At 53.7% G+C, this 16534-nt stretch carries 19 protein-coding genes; 15 read left to right on the top strand and 4 right to left on the bottom strand.

Annotation, left to right across the window (positions count from 1 at the left end; all coding sequences use genetic code 11):
• The first annotated feature begins 3 nt into the window (after positions 1-3).
• From cysN to rpoS, 11 genes are all read left to right on the top strand, one after another.
• Complete coding sequence (gene cysN / locus E1B03_RS21070; protein ID WP_133086861.1) at positions 4-1431, top strand: sulfate adenylyltransferase subunit CysN; 1428 nt, start codon at positions 4-6, stop codon at positions 1429-1431.
• Entirely contained in the window at positions 1431-2036 is a 606-nt protein-coding gene (gene cysC / locus E1B03_RS21065; protein ID WP_103769146.1) for an adenylyl-sulfate kinase, read from the top strand. Before cysN ends, cysC begins: the two co-directional genes overlap by 1 nt.
• A gap of 47 nt (positions 2037-2083) precedes the next feature.
• Positions 2084-2407: a DUF3561 family protein gene (locus E1B03_RS21060; RefSeq protein WP_103769147.1), complete on the top strand. Its 324-nt coding sequence runs from the start codon at positions 2084-2086 to the stop codon at positions 2405-2407.
• Between the two features lie 215 nt (positions 2408-2622).
• On the top strand, positions 2623-2934 hold the full coding sequence (gene ftsB, locus E1B03_RS21055) for a cell division protein FtsB (RefSeq protein ID WP_003034163.1): 312 nt from the start codon (positions 2623-2625) through the stop codon (positions 2932-2934).
• Between the two features lie 18 nt (positions 2935-2952).
• The gene (gene ispD / locus E1B03_RS21050; RefSeq protein ID WP_103769148.1) at positions 2953-3648 is read left to right on the top strand and encodes a 2-C-methyl-D-erythritol 4-phosphate cytidylyltransferase; all 696 of its coding nucleotides are present in this window, start codon (positions 2953-2955) and stop codon (positions 3646-3648) included.
• Between the two features lie 66 nt (positions 3649-3714).
• Positions 3715-4194, top strand: coding sequence for a 2-C-methyl-D-erythritol 2,4-cyclodiphosphate synthase (ispF, locus tag E1B03_RS21045; protein ID WP_003034167.1), 480 nt, complete (start codon positions 3715-3717; stop codon positions 4192-4194).
• Positions 4191-5240 (top strand): tRNA pseudouridine(13) synthase TruD, encoded by a 1050-nt coding sequence (gene truD, locus E1B03_RS21040; protein ID WP_103769149.1) that lies wholly within the window; start codon positions 4191-4193, stop codon positions 5238-5240. Before ispF ends, truD begins: the two co-directional genes overlap by 4 nt.
• Positions 5221-5982, top strand: coding sequence for a 5'/3'-nucleotidase SurE (gene surE, locus E1B03_RS21035; protein WP_103769150.1), 762 nt, complete (start codon positions 5221-5223; stop codon positions 5980-5982). Before truD ends, surE begins: the two co-directional genes overlap by 20 nt.
• Positions 5976-6602, top strand: coding sequence for a protein-L-isoaspartate(D-aspartate) O-methyltransferase (locus tag E1B03_RS21030; RefSeq protein WP_003034172.1), 627 nt, complete (start codon positions 5976-5978; stop codon positions 6600-6602). The genes surE and E1B03_RS21030 overlap by 7 nt, the downstream gene beginning before the upstream one ends.
• 162 nt (positions 6603-6764) lie before the next feature.
• A complete protein-coding gene (gene nlpD, locus E1B03_RS21025; protein WP_246044123.1) occupies positions 6765-7847 on the top strand; it encodes a murein hydrolase activator NlpD in 1083 nt (360 codons plus the stop codon).
• Positions 7848-7909: 62 nt separating this feature from the next.
• Entirely contained in the window at positions 7910-8902 is a 993-nt protein-coding gene (rpoS, locus tag E1B03_RS21020) for an RNA polymerase sigma factor RpoS (RefSeq protein WP_000081498.1), read from the top strand.
• 142 nt (positions 8903-9044) lie between these two features.
• On the opposite strand, the gene E1B03_RS21015 is transcribed toward rpoS, so the two are convergent.
• Positions 9045-9449: a MarR family winged helix-turn-helix transcriptional regulator gene (locus E1B03_RS21015; protein ID WP_103769153.1), complete on the bottom strand. Its 405-nt coding sequence runs from the start codon at positions 9447-9449 to the stop codon at positions 9045-9047.
• A gap of 157 nt (positions 9450-9606) precedes the next feature.
• On the opposite strand from E1B03_RS21015, the gene E1B03_RS21010 reads away from it, so the two are divergent.
• From E1B03_RS21010 to E1B03_RS20995, 4 genes are all read left to right on the top strand, one after another.
• The gene (locus E1B03_RS21010; RefSeq protein WP_103769154.1) at positions 9607-10200 is read left to right on the top strand and encodes a non-oxidative hydroxyarylic acid decarboxylases subunit B; all 594 of its coding nucleotides are present in this window, start codon (positions 9607-9609) and stop codon (positions 10198-10200) included.
• Positions 10200-11627, top strand: coding sequence for a non-oxidative hydroxyarylic acid decarboxylases subunit C (locus E1B03_RS21005; protein ID WP_003825816.1), 1428 nt, complete (start codon positions 10200-10202; stop codon positions 11625-11627). Before E1B03_RS21010 ends, E1B03_RS21005 begins: the two co-directional genes overlap by 1 nt.
• A 10-nt stretch (positions 11628-11637) precedes the next feature.
• Positions 11638-11874, top strand: coding sequence for a non-oxidative hydroxyarylic acid decarboxylases subunit D (locus E1B03_RS21000; RefSeq protein ID WP_038633131.1), 237 nt, complete (start codon positions 11638-11640; stop codon positions 11872-11874).
• Between the two features lie 298 nt (positions 11875-12172).
• The gene (locus tag E1B03_RS20995) at positions 12173-12307 is read left to right on the top strand and encodes a Hok/Gef family protein (protein ID WP_133087250.1); all 135 of its coding nucleotides are present in this window, start codon (positions 12173-12175) and stop codon (positions 12305-12307) included.
• Between the two features lie 106 nt (positions 12308-12413).
• Here the strand turns inward: E1B03_RS20995 and mutS are convergent, their stop codons facing one another.
• From mutS to E1B03_RS20980, 3 genes are all read right to left on the bottom strand, one after another.
• A complete protein-coding gene (gene mutS / locus E1B03_RS20990) occupies positions 12414-14981 on the bottom strand; it encodes a DNA mismatch repair protein MutS (protein ID WP_103769156.1) in 2568 nt (855 codons plus the stop codon).
• 206 nt (positions 14982-15187) lie between these two features.
• On the bottom strand, positions 15188-15700 hold the full coding sequence (locus tag E1B03_RS20985; RefSeq protein ID WP_133086860.1) for a hypothetical protein: 513 nt from the start codon (positions 15698-15700) through the stop codon (positions 15188-15190).
• Positions 15700-16485, bottom strand: a complete 786-nt coding sequence (locus tag E1B03_RS20980; RefSeq protein ID WP_133086859.1) for a winged helix-turn-helix domain-containing protein — start codon at positions 16483-16485, stop codon at positions 15700-15702. The genes E1B03_RS20985 and E1B03_RS20980 overlap by 1 nt, the downstream gene beginning before the upstream one ends.
• Between the last annotated feature and the right edge of the window lie 49 nt (positions 16486-16534).

The raw sequence follows: 16534 nt of genomic DNA, 5'->3' as shown, positions 1-16534 counted from the left end.
GCCATGAACACGACACTTGCACAACAAATTGCTAATGAAGGCGGCGTTGAAGCCTGGATGGTTGCCCAGCAACACAAAAGTCTGCTGCGCTTTTTAACCTGCGGTAGTGTGGATGACGGGAAAAGTACCCTGATTGGTCGTCTGCTGCACGACACGCGTCAGATTTATGAAGACCAGCTTTCATCGTTGCACAACGACAGTAAACGTCACGGTACTCAGGGCGAAAAGCTCGATCTGGCGTTATTGGTTGACGGCTTGCAGGCCGAGCGCGAACAGGGCATCACCATCGACGTGGCGTACCGTTATTTCTCTACCGAGAAGCGTAAATTTATTATTGCAGATACTCCCGGCCATGAGCAGTACACCCGCAACATGGCGACCGGTGCGTCGACCTGCGACCTGGCGATCCTGCTGATCGATGCGCGTAAAGGCGTGCTGGATCAGACCCGTCGTCACAGCTTTATTTCTACGTTGCTTGGGATCAAACACCTGGTGGTGGCGATCAACAAAATGGATCTGGTGGACTTTAGCGAAGAGACATTTAACCGCATCCGCGAAGACTATCTTACTTTTGCTGAACAACTGCCGGGTAACCTGGATATCCGGTTTGTGCCGCTCTCCGCGCTGGAAGGCGATAACGTGGCTTCGCAAAGCGCCAGCATGCCGTGGTACAGCGGTCCGACGCTGCTGGAAGTGCTGGAAACCGTTGAGATCCAACGCATTGTTGATACTCAGCCGATGCGTTTCCCGGTGCAGTATGTGAACCGACCGAATCTGGATTTCCGTGGTTATGCCGGAACGCTGGCGTCGGGTAGCGTGAAGGTAGGGCAACGCGTCAAAGTGTTGCCGTCTGGCGTTGAGTCCAGCGTGGCGCGGATCGTGACGTTTGATGGCGATTTACAGGAAGCGCATGCGGGCGAAGCAATCACCCTGGTGCTGAAAGATGAGATCGACATCAGCCGAGGCGACCTGCTACTTGATGCCGGTGAAGCATTGCCAGCGGTACAAAGCGCTGCCGTTCATGTGGTGTGGATGGCGGAGCAGCCGTTGTCACCAGGGCAGAGCTACGACATCAAAGTCGCAGGCAAGAAGACCCGTGCACGCGTTGATAACGTGCAGTATCAGGTTGATATAAATAACCTGACCCAACGGGACGTTGAAGCGCTGCCGTTAAACGGTATCGGTCTGGTTAATCTGACCTTTGATGAGCCGCTGGTGCTGGATACCTATCAGCAGAATCCGGTTACGGGCGGGCTGATTATCATTGATCGCCTGACCAACGTTACCGTTGGCGCGGGGCTGGTGCGTGAGCCAATCGTGCAGGAGCACGCCGCAGCTTCTCAGTTTAGCGCGTTTGAGCTGGAACTGAATGCGCTGGTGCGTCGCCACTTCCCACATTGGGGTGCGCGCGATCTGCTGGGAGGAAAATAATGGCGCAGCATGACGAAAACGTCGTCTGGCATGCCCATCCTGTTACACCGCAACAGCGGGAACAACGCCACGGTCATCGTGGTGTTGTGCTGTGGTTTACCGGGCTGTCTGGTTCCGGTAAATCCACGGTAGCAGGGGCGCTGGAAGAGGCGCTGCATAAGTTGGGGGTGAGCACTTATCTGCTGGATGGCGATAACGTGCGTCACGGTCTGTGCAGCGATCTCGGGTTTAGCGATGTCGATCGCAAAGAGAATATTCGTCGGGTTGGCGAAGTGGCTAATCTGATGGTAGATGCCGGTCTGGTGGTGTTGACTGCTTTTATCTCCCCGCATCGCGCAGAGCGACAAATGGTCCGCGAGCGCGTGGGCGAAGGGCGTTTTATTGAGGTTTTTGTCGATACGCCATTGGCAACGTGCGAAGCTCGCGATCCAAAAGGGCTGTATAAAAAAGCACGAGCGGGGGAGTTACGCAATTTCACCGGAATTGACTCGGTATACGAAGCGCCTGAATCGCCAGAGATTCATCTTGATGGTGAACAATTGGTAACAAATTTGGTACCCCAATTATTAGACCTGCTGAGGCAGGAAGATATTATCAGATCCTGAGACACCCGAGCTTGTATGCCCGGTCAGTCACGGTCACAGGATTAGATATGCGTAACAGCCATAACATTACTATTACAGAGTCAGATACCTTCGCCGCCGACGACGAAACCACCTGGTCACTCCCGGGAGCCGTGGTCGGTTTTATAGCGTGGTTGCTGGCGCTGGGATTTCCGTGTCTGATGTATGGCCCCAACACACTGTTTTTCTTTCTTTATACCTGGCCCTTTTTCCTCGCATTGTTGCCCGTGGCGATCGTCGCGGGTATTGCCCTGCATTCGCTATTAAAGGGACGATTGCTACTGAGCATCACCTGTACCCTGCTGGTGGTTGGGGCCATGTTTGGCGCACTGTTTTTGTGGCTATTGGGTTAGGCTCACTTCTACTTCATATGATCGCCGCTGTTGTTCACTCTCTGGCCATAATTCAAACCGTAACCAACAATGAGATTATGTTCTCCTTACACGGGGTATACGTAACAACGGGCAAATGTGGTACATTTGCCCGCGTTGTCGCGGCATTCCCGCCCGTTGATGTAAAGTCGTCTACGGAAGTTATGGGATGTTAATGCCGTTTTTCAGGGGGCAGGATGGGTAAACTAACGCTGCTGTTGCTGGCTTTATTAGTCTGGCTGCAGTATTCGCTGTGGTTCGGTAAGAACGGCATACATGACTATAGTCGCGTCAACGATGATGTTGCTGCGCAGCAAGCTACAAATGCGAAACTTAAAGCGCGTAACGATCAGCTCTTTGCCGAAATTGACGATCTCAATGGCGGACAAGAAGCTATCGAGGAGCGCGCGCGTAACGAACTCAGCATGACTAAGCCCGGCGAAACCTTTTATCGTCTGGTACCTGACGCGTCTAAACGCGCTCAGACTGCAGGGCAAAACAATCGATAAACTGTCCAGGGATTTAACATGGCAGCCACTTTATTGGACGTTTGCGCCGTGGTGCCGGCTGCCGGGTTTGGCCGCCGAATGCAAACAGAGTGTCCTAAGCAGTACCTCTCTATTGGCAATAAAACCATTCTTGAACACTCGGTTGATGCGCTGCTGGCTCATCCCCGGGTGACACGAGTCGTCATCGCTATCAGCCCCGGCGATAGCCGCTTTGCCCAACTTCCACTCGCTGCGCACCCGCAAATTACCGTCGTGGATGGTGGCAACGAGCGTGCCGATTCTGTCCTTGCCGGTTTGCAAGCCGCAGGGGAGGCCAACTGGGTACTGGTGCATGACGCCGCGCGTCCGTGTCTGCACCAGGATGATTTAGCCCGTTTGTTGGCAATCAGTGCGACCAGCCGCACTGGCGGGATCCTGGCGGCCCCCGTGCGCGATACGATGAAGCGCGCGGAGCCGGGCCGAACAGACATTGCCCATACGGTCGATCGCACCGATTTATGGCATGCGTTGACGCCGCAGTTTTTCCCTCGCGAGCTGTTGCACGACTGCCTGACCCGAGCGCTCAACGAAGGGGCAACCATTACGGACGAAGCCTCGGCGCTGGAATATTGCGGCTTTCATCCGCAACTGGTTGAAGGACGCGCTGACAACATCAAAGTCACCCGCCCGGAAGACCTGGCGCTGGCGGAATTTTATCTGACCCGAACTATCTAGACACCTCATCCTTCACGCTGCAACGAGGCAGCCTGCAGGATGCTGTGTATATCAGGAGAAGGCATAATGCGAATTGGACACGGTTTCGACGTACACGCTTTTGGCGGAGTTGGCCCAATTATCATTGGTGGTGTGCGCATCCCATACGAGAAAGGATTGCTGGCGCATTCTGACGGCGACGTGGCGTTACATGCGCTAACCGATGCTCTGCTGGGCGCGGCTGCGCTGGGGGATATCGGTAAACTCTTCCCGGACACCGACCCGGCCTTTAAAGGTGCAGATAGCCGTGAATTATTACGTGAAGCCTGGCGGCGTATTCAGGCTAAAGGCTATACGCTTGGTAATGTGGATGTGACGATTATTGCTCAGGCGCCGAAGATGCTGCCGCACATTCCGCAGATGCGCGTGTTTATTGCCGAAGATCTCGGCTGCCATATGGATGATGTTAACGTGAAAGCGACCACCACGGAAAAACTCGGTTTTACCGGGCGTGGGGAAGGGATTGCCTGTGAAGCGGTGGCGCTACTCATTAAGGCAACGAAATGACTGCGTTTGAAGATCTGACGTATCTCCATGGCAAACCACTGGGCCATGGCGTCCTGAAAGCGAATCCGGAAGACTTTGTCGTCGTTGAAGATTTAGGCTTCGAACCGGATGGCGAAGGCGAGCACGTTCTGGTGCGCATTTTGAAAAACGGCTGTAATACCCGTTTTGTGGCTGACGCGCTGGCGAAGTTCCTGAAAATTCATGCCCGCGAAGTGAGCTTTGCCGGGCAGAAAGATAAGCATGCGGTCACGGAACAGTGGCTGTGCGCGCGCGTACCCGGCAATGCGATGCCTGATTTAAGCAAATTTGAGCTTGAAGGCTGTAAAGTGCTGGAGTACGCGCGCCACAAGCGTAAGCTGCGTTTAGGGGCGCTGAAAGGCAACGAATTTACGCTGGTGCTGCGTGAAGTGAGCGAGCGAAATGACGTTGAAGCGCGTTTGCAGGCAATTAGCGAGCGCGGCGTACCGAACTATTTTGGCGCTCAGCGTTTTGGTATCGGCGGCAGCAACCTGCAAGGGGCGCTGCGCTGGGCACAAAGCGATGCGCCGGTGCGCGATCGCAATAAACGCAGTTTTTGGTTGTCGGCGGCCCGTAGCGCGTTGTTTAATCAGATAGTCAGTGAACGCTTGAAAAAAACAGACTTTAATCAAGTTGTTGACGGCGATGCGCTACAATTGTCGGGACGCGGAAGCTGGTTTGTTGCCACACAGGAAGAACAACCAGAATTACAGCGTCGTGTCGATGCGAAAGAATTGATGATAACAGCGGCATTGCCGGGCAGCGGTGAGTGGGGAACTCAGCGCGACGCGCTGGCGTTTGAAGAAGCCGCTATTGCTGATGAAACCGCGCTACAGTCTCTATTATTGCGCGAGAAAGTCGACGCGTCGCGTCGCGCTATGTTGCTGTATCCACAACAATTAAGCTGGAACTGGTGGGATGACGTAACCGTTGAGCTACGCTTCTGGCTACCGGCAGGTAGCTTCGCCACCAGTGTTGTAAGGGAACTTATTAACACAATGGGTGATTATGCGAATATTGCTGAGTAACGATGATGGGGTCCACGCACCCGGTATACAAACGCTGGCGAAAGCGCTGCGTGAGTTTGCTGACGTACAGGTGGTTGCCCCGGATCGTAACCGCAGTGGCGCGTCTAACTCGCTGACGCTGGAATCCTCACTTCGCACGTTTACCTATGATAACGGCGATATCGCCGTACAAATGGGTACGCCTACCGATTGCGTCTATCTGGGCGTGAACGCATTAATGCGTCCGCGTCCGGACATTGTTGTTTCTGGCATTAACGCGGGTCCTAATCTGGGTGATGATGTTATCTATTCCGGTACCGTTGCGGCGGCAATGGAAGGTCGTCATCTGGGATTCCCTGCGCTGGCTGTCTCGCTCGACGGCCATAAACACTACGATACTGCTGCCGCAGTAACCTGTCGTATCTTACGGGCGCTGAGTCGTGAACCGCTGCGCACCGGTCGCATTTTGAATATCAACGTGCCGGATTTACCGCTGGATCAGATTAAAGGTATTCGCGTCACCCGCTGCGGCAGTCGCCATCCGGCGGATCAGGTGATTCCCCAGCAGGACCCGCGCGGTAATACGCTGTATTGGATCGGGCCGCCGGGTGAGAAGTACGATGCCGGGCCGGATACGGATTTTGCCGCCGTCGATGAAGGCTATGTATCCATCACGCCGCTGCATGTTGATTTAACCGCATACGGCGCGCATGAGGTGGTTTCTGACTGGTTAGACAGCGTGGGAGCCGACACGCAATGGTAAGCAGACGCGTACACACTCTTCTTGAACAATTACGTGCGCAGGGCATCAGAGATGAGCTTGTTCTTGATGCGCTCGCCGCCGTGCCGCGTGAAAAATTCATTGATGAGGCGTTTGAGCATAAGGCCTGGGACAATATTGCCCTGCCGATTGGCCAGGGGCAGACGATTTCGCAGCCCTATATGGTTGCGCGGATGACCGAATTGCTTGAGCTAACGCCGCAGTCTCGGGTGCTGGAAATTGGTACCGGCTCTGGCTACCAGACGGCGATTCTGGCGCACCTGGTGCATCATGTGTGCTCCGTTGAGCGCATTAAAGGTTTGCAATGGCAGGCGCGTCGTCGCCTGAAGCAGCTTGATTTACATAATGTTTCAACCCGGCATGGTGATGGATGGCAAGGTTGGCAGGCGCGAGCCCCGTTTGACGCTATCATTGTTACGGCAGCACCACCCGAGATCCCAACCGCATTGATGATGCAGCTGGATGAGGGCGGCATTCTCGTCTTACCCGTGGGCGATGAGCACCAGTTTTTGAAGCGGGTGCGTCGTCGGGGAGGCGAATTTATTATCGATACCGTGGAGGCCGTACGTTTCGTTCCCTTAGTAAAAGGGGAGCTTGCGTAGATGCTGGCTATGAATACCTGGAGTTTTCCTGGATATTCTGGAATTAGTCAGCGTATCGTGTCGATGCCTTGCACGGTGATTACGTCACAGATTTAACCAAATTTTCCTGGGGGATAAATGAGCGCGGGAAGCCACAAATTTACCGTTCGCCGCATTGCGGCATTGTCACTGGTTTCATTATGGCTGGCAGGTTGTTCAAACACCTCGAATCCACCAGCGCCGGTCAGCTCGGTTGACGGCGGTGCATCATCGAACACCAGTTCCGGCATGCTGATTACACCTCCACCCAAAATGGGCTCGACGTCGACAGTACAGCAGACGCCACAGATCCAGCCGGTGCAGCAACCAACCGCACAGCCAACGCAAATCCAGCCTGTCGCGCAACAGCCTGTACAGATGGAAAACGGTCGTATTGTGTACAACCGTAAGTATGGGAATATTCCGAAAGGTAGCTACACGGGCGGCAGTACCTATACTGTTAAGAAAGGCGATACCCTTTTTTATATTGCCTGGATCACCGGGAACGATTTCCGTGACCTCGCACAACGCAATAACGTTCCGGCCCCGTATGGCCTGAATGTCGGTCAAACTCTGCAAGTGGGCAACGCGTCTGGCACACCGATTACCGGTGGTAATGCCATCACCCAGGCGGATGCAGCACAGCAAGGAGTTGTGACCAACCCTGCACAAAATTCCACCGTTGCTGTTGCTTCGAAACCAACAATTACGTATTCTGAGGATTCAGGTGAACAAAGTGCTAACAAAATGTTGCCGAACAACAAGCCTGCTGGGACCGTGGTCACAGCGCCTGTAACGGCTCCAGCAGTTAGCGCAACCGAATCAACTGCAAGCTCAACGTCTACCAGCTCGCCAATCTCTACCTGGCGCTGGCCGACTGACGGCAAAGTGATCGAAAACTTTGCGGCTACCGAAGGTGGCAATAAAGGGATCGACATTGCAGGCAGCAAAGGACAGGCTATTGTCGCGACCGCAGATGGACGCGTCGTATATGCCGGTAATGCGCTGCGTGGTTACGGTAATCTTATTATCATCAAACACAACGATGATTACCTGAGCGCCTACGCCCATAACGATACGATGCTGGTCCGGGAACAACAAGAAATCAAGGCGGGGCAGAAAATAGCTACCATGGGTAGTACCGGAACCAGTTCAACACGCTTGCATTTTGAAATTCGTTACAAGGGGAAATCCGTAAACCCGCTGCGTTACTTGCCGCAGCGATAATTCGGCGGAACCAGGCTTTCACGTGCTAGTTCCGTTAGGGATCACGGGTAGGAGCCACCTTTATGAGTCAGAATACGCTGAAAGTTCATGATTTAAATGAAGATGCGGAATTTGATGAGAACGGAGTAGAGGCTTTTGATGAGAAAGCCTTGAGTGAAGAGGAACCCAGTGATAACGACCTGGCTGAAGAAGAGCTGTTATCGCAGGGGGCCACACAGCGTGTGTTGGACGCGACTCAGCTTTACCTTGGTGAGATTGGTTATTCGCCACTGTTAACAGCCGAAGAAGAAGTTTATTTTGCGCGTCGCGCACTGCGTGGGGATGTCGCATCCCGCCGTCGCATGATTGAAAGTAACCTGCGTCTGGTGGTGAAAATTGCTCGTCGTTATGGCAATCGTGGTCTGGCATTGCTGGACCTGATTGAAGAGGGCAATCTGGGGCTTATCCGTGCAGTCGAGAAGTTTGACCCGGAACGCGGGTTCCGCTTCTCAACATACGCAACCTGGTGGATCCGCCAGACGATCGAACGGGCGATTATGAACCAAACCCGTACGATCCGACTGCCGATTCACATTGTAAAAGAGCTGAACGTCTATCTGCGTACCGCGCGTGAGTTGTCGCATAAACTGGACCACGAACCGAGCGCAGAAGAGATTGCTGAACAACTGGACAAACCGGTTGATGACGTTAGCCGTATGCTCCGACTCAACGAGCGTATTACCTCGGTAGACACCCCGTTGGGTGGCGATTCCGAAAAAGCGTTGCTGGATATTCTGGCCGATGAAAAGGAAAACGGTCCGGAAGACACCACGCAAGACGATGATATGAAACAAAGCATCGTCAAATGGCTGTTCGAACTGAACGCCAAACAGCGTGAAGTGCTGGCACGTCGTTTTGGTCTGCTGGGGTACGAAGCTGCGACACTGGAAGATGTGGGCCGTGAAATTGGTCTCACTCGTGAACGTGTTCGTCAGATTCAGGTTGAAGGTCTACGTCGTCTGCGTGAAATTCTGCAGACTCAGGGGCTGAATATCGAAGCGCTATTCCGCGAGTAAGCACAAGTTCTATCAAGAAAGGCCAGTCTCATTGGGACTGGCCTTTTTCTATGTTTGTTGCCTGATGGCACTGCGTTTATCAGGCCTACGGGGAGCAGGACTTTGTAGGCCGGATAAGACATTTATGTCGCCATCCGGCAGATTAGTTCATCATCTTACGCACCAGACGTGTGAACTGCTCGCGTTCTTCTTCGCTAAGTCTGCCCAGAAACTCATCATCCACGCTATCGCCTAACGGGATTGCGCTGGCCAGTAATGCCTCTCCTTGTGCGGTCAAATAAACAAACCGCCGACGCTTATCGGCCGGGTCGTGCTCACGCCTGACCAGATCGCGTTTTTCCATCCGGCTCAGCATTTCCGCAAGCGTCGCCTTGGTACAGACTGCTGCCTCGGTCAACGTAACCTGCTCAATACCTGGCTGTTCGGCAATGGCGCGCATCACCGCATACTGTGGTTTGGTCAAATCCGGTAATTCATGTTGCCAGCGAGCCGTATGATGCTGAAAAAGCTGGCGTAAAAGGTGGAAGGCTGTGTTTCGTAACGGCATGAGAACTCCGGAATTCCTGTCAGTCTCTATTATAACGGGTAACGCGTCATAGTTTAACCATTGCTGCTTTAGCGATCTGTGCGAGGCGCTCTTGCCCGGAATGCATCGAGGGAGTATTTTAGCAAAATGTTCGTACACGAACGAATTTGAGGGTTAAATGAGACTGATTGTAGGAATGACCGGGGCAACCGGCGCACCGCTTGGCGTGTCGCTATTGCAGGCGCTGCGAGAAATGCCCGAGGTGGAAACCCATCTGGTGCTGTCAAAGTGGGCCAAAACCACTATTGAACTGGAAACGCCGTACAGCGTCCGCGATGTGTCTGCGTTGGCCGATTATTGTCACCATCCGGCGGATCAGGCGGCGACCATCTCCTCCGGATCGTTTCGTACTGACGGCATGATCATTATTCCCTGCAGTATGAAAACGCTGGCCGGTATTCGTGCGGGCTATGCGGAAGGGCTGGTGGGGCGTGCCGCTGATGTGGTGCTGAAAGAAGGGCGCAAGCTGGTGCTGGTTCCGCGTGAAATGCCGCTTAGTACTATTCATCTGGAAAACATGCTCGCGCTTTCCCGCATGGGCGTCGCGATGGTCCCGCCGATGCCCGCATTTTATAACCACCCACAAACGGTCGATGACATCACGCAGCACATTGTGGCTCGCGTGCTCGATCAGTTTGGTCTGGAACACCCCAACGCCCGTCGCTGGCAGGGATTACGACAGGCGCAGAATTTTGCACAGGAGAATGAATAATGGCATTTGATGATTTGCGCAGCTTTTTGCAGGCGCTAGACGACCAGGGGCAACTGCTGAAAATCAGTGAAGAGGTCAACGCCGAGCCGGATCTGGCGGCGGCGGCCAACGCAACCGGGCGTATTGGCGACGGCGCCCCGGCGCTGTGGTTTGACAATATTCGTGGATTTACCGACGCCCGCGTGGCGATGAACACCATCGGCTCGTGGCAGAATCACGCCATCTCTTTAGGTCTGCCGCCAAATACCCCGGTGAAAAAACAGATTGATGAGTTTATCCGCCGTTGGGATAAATTTCCGGTTACGCCGGAGCGTCGCGCCAACCCTGCGTGGGCTGAAAACTGTGTTGATGGTGATGAGATCAACCTGTTTGATATTCTGCCGCTGTTTCGCCTGAACGATGGCGACGGCGGTTTCTATCTCGATAAAGCCTGCGTGGTGTCGCGCGATCCGCTGGACCCAGACAATTTCGGCAAACAGAACGTCGGCATTTACCGTATGGAAGTGAAGGGCAAACGCAAGCTTGGCCTGCAACCGGTGCCGATGCACGATATTGCGCTGCACCTGCATAAAGCCGAAGAACGCGGTGAAGATCTGCCGATTGCCATCACGTTGGGTAACGATCCGATCATCACCCTGATGGGAGCCACGCCGCTGAAGTACGATCAGTCGGAATACGAAATGGCCGGGGCACTGCGTGAAAGCCCGTACCCGATCGCTACTGCACCGCTCACTGGCTTTGACGTGCCTTGGGGTTCGGAAGTGATCCTCGAAGGGGTCATTGAAAGCCGTAAGCGTGAAATCGAAGGCCCGTTTGGCGAGTTTACCGGGCACTATTCCGGTGGACGTAACATGACCGTCGTGCGTATCGATAAAGTCTCTTATCGCACCAAACCGATTTTTGAATCGCTGTACCTCGGTATGCCGTGGACTGAAATTGACTATCTGATGGGCCCGGCGACCTGCGTACCGCTTTATCAACAGCTGAAAGCCGAATTCCCGGAAGTGCAGGCGGTAAACGCCATGTACACCCACGGTTTGCTGGCGATTATCTCCACCAAAAAACGTTACGGCGGCTTTGCCCGCGCGGTGGGGCTGCGCGCAATGACCACGCCGCATGGCCTGGGGTACGTGAAAATGGTGATTATGGTTGATGAGGACGTTGACCCGTTCAACCTGCCGCAGGTGATGTGGGCGCTGTCTTCGAAGGTCAATCCGGCGGGCGATCTGGTGCAACTGCCGAATATGTCGGTGCTGGAACTTGATCCGGGCTCCAGTCCGGCAGGGATTACCGATAAGTTAATCATTGATGCCACCACGCCGGTTGCGCCGGATAACCGTGGGCACTACAGCCAGCCGGTATGTGATTTACCGGAAACAAAAGCCTGGGCTGAAAAGCTGACCGCCATGCTGGCCAACCGTAAATAAGGAGTAGCAGATGATTTGTCCACGTTGTGCCGATGAACATATTGAAGTGATGGCAAACTCGCCGGTAAAAGGTGTCTGGACGGTATATCAGTGCCAGCATTGTCTGTACACCTGGCGTAATACCGAACCGCTACGCCGTACCAGTCGTGAGCACTACCCACAAGCGTTTCGCATGACGCAAAAAGATATTGATGACGCGCCGATGGTGCCGAGTATTCCGCCGCTGCTGGCGGAAGATAAGCGCTAATCAACATTGCCGGGTGCGGCTTCGCCTTACCCGGACGACAACGCATCAATATTAAGCCTCGGAATATCCGGGGCTTGTCATTTTACGAGCGGGCTCGTAGTAAATGGCATAACTTGTTCGAAGAGATAACACCTGGAATAGAATGGCGGCGGGTGCTTGAGGCTTTCTGGGCTTTGAGCATTTGCAAGGTCCCGGAAAGACAAAAGCCCCAGGAGATAGTTCTATCAACCTGAGGCTAGCGTTCAAACCTAGACCATTTGGATGTTAGTCTCTTCTTTGCAGGGAGGCAAAATATGCCCTGGTGGCGATTGTAGTGCTGTGTTTCACGGTGCTGGGATTTACGTTAATGGTACGAGATTCGCTGTGCGAGTTAAGTATCAAAGAGCGTAATATGGAGTTTAAAGCTGTTCTCGCTTACGAACCGAAGAAGTAGCAACAACGCGGGGGAAACCCCGCGTATTGATGGCCTGGTTTCGGCCTCTTGTACCCATTTTCGGCGTGCGCGCCCGATAAGCAAAGCGCCATCGGGCATTACAACGTTACACCAGACTCTTCAACCGGTAGATCCACTCCAGCGCCTGGCGAGGCGTTAGCGAATCCGGGTCGAGATTTTCCAGCGCTTCAACGGCGGGTGACGTTTCTTCCGGAACCGACAACAGCGACATCTGCGTACCGTCGACTTGGGTTGCGGCAACATTCGGCGCGATGCTTTCCAGTTCGCGCAGTTTTTGCCGCGCGCGTTTAATCACCTCTTTCGGCACGCCCGCCAGGGCTGCGACCGCCAGGCCATAACTCTTGCTCGCCGCACCATCCTGTACGCTGTGCATGAAGGCGATGGTATCGCCGTGCTCTAGTGCGTCCAGATGCACATTTGCTACGCCCTCCATCTTCTCCGGTAACTGAGTCAGTTCGAAGTAGTGGGTGGCAAATAACGTTAATGCTTTGATTTTATTGGCCAGGTTTTCCGCGCACGCCCACGCCAGCGACAGGCCGTCGTAGGTGGAGGTACCGCGCCCAATCTCATCCATCAGCACCAGGCTGTTCTCGGTGGCGTTGTGCAGAATGTTGGCGGTTTCAGTCATTTCTACCATGAAGGTGGAACGACCAGATGCCAGATCATCCGCCGCGCCCACGCGGGTAAAGATGCGGTCGATAGGCCCAATCTCCACTTTCTGCGCCGGAACGTAGCTGCCGATATAGGCCAGCAGAGCAATCAACGCGGTCTGGCGCATATAGGTACTTTTACCCCCCATGTTCGGGCCGGTGATGATCAGCATCCGCCGCTGAGGCGAGAGGTTAAGCGGGTTGGCGATAAACGGCTCGGTCAGCACCTGTTCCACCACCGGATGACGTCCCTCGGTAATACGAATACCAGGCTTGTCGGTGAAGGTCGGGCAGGTGTAATTCAGGGTATAAGCACGTTCTGCGAGGTTGACCAGTACGTCCAGTTCCGCCAACGCGCTGGCGCTCTGTTGTAAATCAGCCAGGTGCGGCAGCAGCATGTCGAACAGTTCGTCGTATAGCTGTTTTTCCAGCGCCAGCGCTTTGCCTTTTGAGGTCAAAACTTTGTCTTCGTACTCTTTCAGTTCCGGAATAATGTAGCGTTCGGCGTTTTTCAACGTCTGGCGACGCACGTAGTTAATCGGCGCCAGATGGCTTTGCCCGCGACTGATCTGAATGTAGTAGCCGTGTACGGCGTTAAACCCGACTTTCAGCGTATCCAGACCGGTGCGTTCGCGTTCGCGGATTTCCAGTCGGTCGAGGTAGTCGGTTGCGCCATCAGCCAGCGCTCGCCACTCATCCAGTTCTTCGTTATAGCCCGGGGCAATGACGCCGCCGTCGCGTACCAGCACCGGCGGCGTTTCCACCACGGCGCGCTCCAGCAGTTCACGCAGCTCGGTAAACTCACCCATTTTCTCGCGCAGCATCTGCACCGGGGCACTGACTACGTTTTCCAACTGTGCGCGTAGTTCTGGTAATTGCTGGAAAGCATGACGCATACGGGCCAGATCGCGCGGGCGCGCGGTGCGCAGGGCCAGACGCGCCAGAATACGCTCCAGGTCACCTACCTGACGCAGTACGGGTTGTAATTCGCTGGTGGTATCCTGCAGCGCGCCGATGGTCTGTTGGCGCTCGGTGAGGATTTTGGTGTCGCGCACCGGCATATGCAGCCAGCGCTTGAGCATACGACTGCCCATCGGCGTCACGGTGCAGTCGAGAACTGACGCCAGCGTGTTTTCAAAGCCGCCCGCCAGGTTCTGGGTGATTTCCAGGTTGCGGCGCGTGGCGGCGTCCATGATGATGCTGTCCTGCTGGCGCTCCATGGTGATGGAACGAATATGCGGCAGCGAGGTGCGCTGGGTATCTTTTACGTACTGCAACAGACAACCGGCTGCGCAGAGCCCGCGCGGGGCGTTTTCCACGCCAAAGCCGATTAAATCCCGCGTGCCAAACTGCAGGTTTAACTGCTGGCGGGCGGTATCAATTTCAAATTCCCACAGCGGGCGACGACGCAGGCCGCGACGCCCCTCAATCAGTGAGGTTTCGGCGAAATCCTCGGCATACAGCAGTTCCGCGGGGTTGGTGCGCTGCAATTCAGCGGCCATCGTTTCGCGGTCAGCGGGTTCACTGACGCGAAAACGCCCGGAGCTGATATCAAGCGTTGCGTAACCATAACCTTTACTGTCCTGCCAGATGGCAGCCAGCAGGTTGTCCTGACGTTCCTGCAGCAGTGCTTCATCACTGATGGTGCCAGGCGTGACAATACGCACCACTTTGCGCTCAACCGGACCTTTGCTGGTCGCCGGATCGCCAATTTGCTCACAAATAGCAACGGACTCACCCTGATTGACCAGCTTGGCGAGGTAGTTTTCTACCGCATGATGAGGAATGCCCGCCATCGGGATTGGCTCGCCCGCAGACGCGCCGCGTTTGGTCAGGGAGATATCAAGCAACTGAGACGCGCGTTTCGCGTCATCATAAAACAGTTCGTAAAAGTCGCCCATGCGGTAAAACAACAGTATCTCCGGGTGCTGAGCCTTCAGCTTGAGATACTGCTGCATCATTGGGGTATGGTTGGTGAAGTCCGTATCAAGTGACTCTTTCATATCGTTTTTGCTCTTTTTTTAATCTTTTTGGGTACTTGGGCAGTCTCACATGAGCCCCTGGAAACTCACATAAACCCACAAATTTGTTATTCGAAAGCCGCCAGAAGGGCAGTAACCACGAGCTTTAGCTCGGCCAGAATGGCCTATCTTATCACCGACAACGACTGAGATTCACCCGTAGGTTTTGCCGCCAGAACGCATCCTGATTATTCATTTTCCGGCAACGCATAGTTCTGGCAGTAGAGATACGGTATCCCCTCTTTGGTAATCAGATACGTCTCGCTATTTAGCGCAAAAAAATCGACGTTGGATACGCTGGTGTTGGTCAGGAAAAAGTCGGGGAGCAAGTCCTGAATGAGAGTGGCGGGTGCCGTTTCGCGATTAGAGATCTGGATTTTCTGTGAAATCCAGACCGGGCTTGAGCCGTAGCTGGATTGCGTAAAAAGCACCATGCGTTGCACGGTCTGTTCATTATTTTCGGCATCTTTGATAATGCCATCAATATTCACAATACCTTTGCTGCCGCCGGTTTTTATATCAATGATGCCACGAAATGAGGTGGTATTACGGACAATTTCGATGGCTGAGCGGCAGGTCAGATTATGTAACTCGCCATTGTTTTTACTGTACCGATAGACCACGGCGACAATTAGCGTAACAAAACAAAGCAGCAGGATAATACCAGTCTGAATGCGGGACGTTCTGGGATAAAGATTCATTAGCTATCATACCGTGGAAAATAAACCGACTGACAGGCGTTTTCCTGCCTCGCTTTCATCGGTGAGCGACACACAAGCACGGACAATTTCTTGGATTCAGGGTAGGTGGTGATATAGATAAATTTATGGCTTTGGCACAGTCCCGGATTTTTGTCGATAAACGCGGTATGTCGGGAGAAATTACTGGCATCATTATTAAAATAATACTGACAGTCAGTAGGTGCATTGCCTGCGGCGATATAGCCGGAGAAATAGTTATCGTTGGTTTGCCACGGATACAATATAAGCACGCAAATTATCAGGGTAATGGTCAGCATTACCGTTTCTGCAGTGGTTATCAATGGTTGGCGTGGTGTGCCAGCTAACAGTTCTTCGATGGCGGCATCCGGTGCTAAAGGTTCAACGGTAGAAGAAGCGCTCTCCTCCGGCGTTTCAATCACCTGAATATCAAACTCGTCCTGAATGATCAGCCCTCTGCGGGGGATTGTGGTGATAAGCGGTTGTTCCAGCTCCAGCTGTAGCAGGCTTTTACGCAAAGAGAGAATGCTTTGATAAAAGGCATTGAAGCTCACCTGACGGTGATTTTTACCCCAGCCGAATTCCAGCAGTTCGTTTTGTGAAACCACTTGTCCGCGATGTTGAATAAGTAATAAAAGACATAATGACGCCGAGTGTTTGAGTTTTATCCGCTGATTGGGTTGATCCACCCGCGCCAGACATTGCGTCGCTGGCGTAAATATTATTATTTTTTCAATCAGATAACTGACATTGCCAGTCTCAGACATAATGTCTCTACTCTTGCTGATGCGCCAGGCGGCTGGAGAGCCATGATAC

This window comes from Citrobacter arsenatis, assembly GCF_004353845.1.
In the GTDB taxonomy this organism is placed as follows: domain Bacteria; phylum Pseudomonadota; class Gammaproteobacteria; order Enterobacterales; family Enterobacteriaceae; genus Citrobacter; species Citrobacter arsenatis.
Note: the sequence above shows the minus strand (reverse complement) of the source record. Positions and strands in the feature narration are given on the sequence as shown.

Bases quoted from the DNA above. Each gene is read 5' to 3' on its own strand.
- ispF (WP_003034167.1), top strand. From the start codon at position 3,715: ATGCGAATTGGACACGGTTTCGACGTACACGCTTTTGGCGGAGTTGGC.
- surE (WP_103769150.1), top strand. From the start codon at position 5,221: ATGCGAATATTGCTGAGTAACGATGATGGGGTCCACGCACCCGGTATA.
- E1B03_RS21000 (WP_038633131.1), top strand. From the start codon at position 11,638: ATGATTTGTCCACGTTGTGCCGATGAACATATTGAAGTGATGGCAAAC.
- E1B03_RS21005 (WP_003825816.1), top strand. From the start codon at position 10,200: ATGGCATTTGATGATTTGCGCAGCTTTTTGCAGGCGCTAGACGACCAG.
- rpoS (WP_000081498.1), top strand. From the start codon at position 7,910: ATGAGTCAGAATACGCTGAAAGTTCATGATTTAAATGAAGATGCGGAA.
- E1B03_RS20985 (WP_133086860.1), bottom strand. From the start codon at position 15,700: ATGAATCTTTATCCCAGAACGTCCCGCATTCAGACTGGTATTATCCTG.
- cysN (WP_133086861.1), top strand. From the start codon at position 4: ATGAACACGACACTTGCACAACAAATTGCTAATGAAGGCGGCGTTGAA.
- E1B03_RS21015 (WP_103769153.1), bottom strand. From the start codon at position 9,449: ATGCCGTTACGAAACACAGCCTTCCACCTTTTACGCCAGCTTTTTCAG.
- mutS (WP_103769156.1), bottom strand. From the start codon at position 14,981: ATGAAAGAGTCACTTGATACGGACTTCACCAACCATACCCCAATGATG.
- cysC (WP_103769146.1), top strand. From the start codon at position 1,431: ATGGCGCAGCATGACGAAAACGTCGTCTGGCATGCCCATCCTGTTACA.
- ftsB (WP_003034163.1), top strand. From the start codon at position 2,623: ATGGGTAAACTAACGCTGCTGTTGCTGGCTTTATTAGTCTGGCTGCAG.
- E1B03_RS21030 (WP_003034172.1), top strand. From the start codon at position 5,976: ATGGTAAGCAGACGCGTACACACTCTTCTTGAACAATTACGTGCGCAG.
- ispD (WP_103769148.1), top strand. From the start codon at position 2,953: ATGGCAGCCACTTTATTGGACGTTTGCGCCGTGGTGCCGGCTGCCGGG.
- E1B03_RS20980 (WP_133086859.1), bottom strand. From the start codon at position 16,485: ATGTCTGAGACTGGCAATGTCAGTTATCTGATTGAAAAAATAATAATA.
- E1B03_RS21060 (WP_103769147.1), top strand. From the start codon at position 2,084: ATGCGTAACAGCCATAACATTACTATTACAGAGTCAGATACCTTCGCC.
- E1B03_RS21010 (WP_103769154.1), top strand. From the start codon at position 9,607: ATGAGACTGATTGTAGGAATGACCGGGGCAACCGGCGCACCGCTTGGC.
- truD (WP_103769149.1), top strand. From the start codon at position 4,191: ATGACTGCGTTTGAAGATCTGACGTATCTCCATGGCAAACCACTGGGC.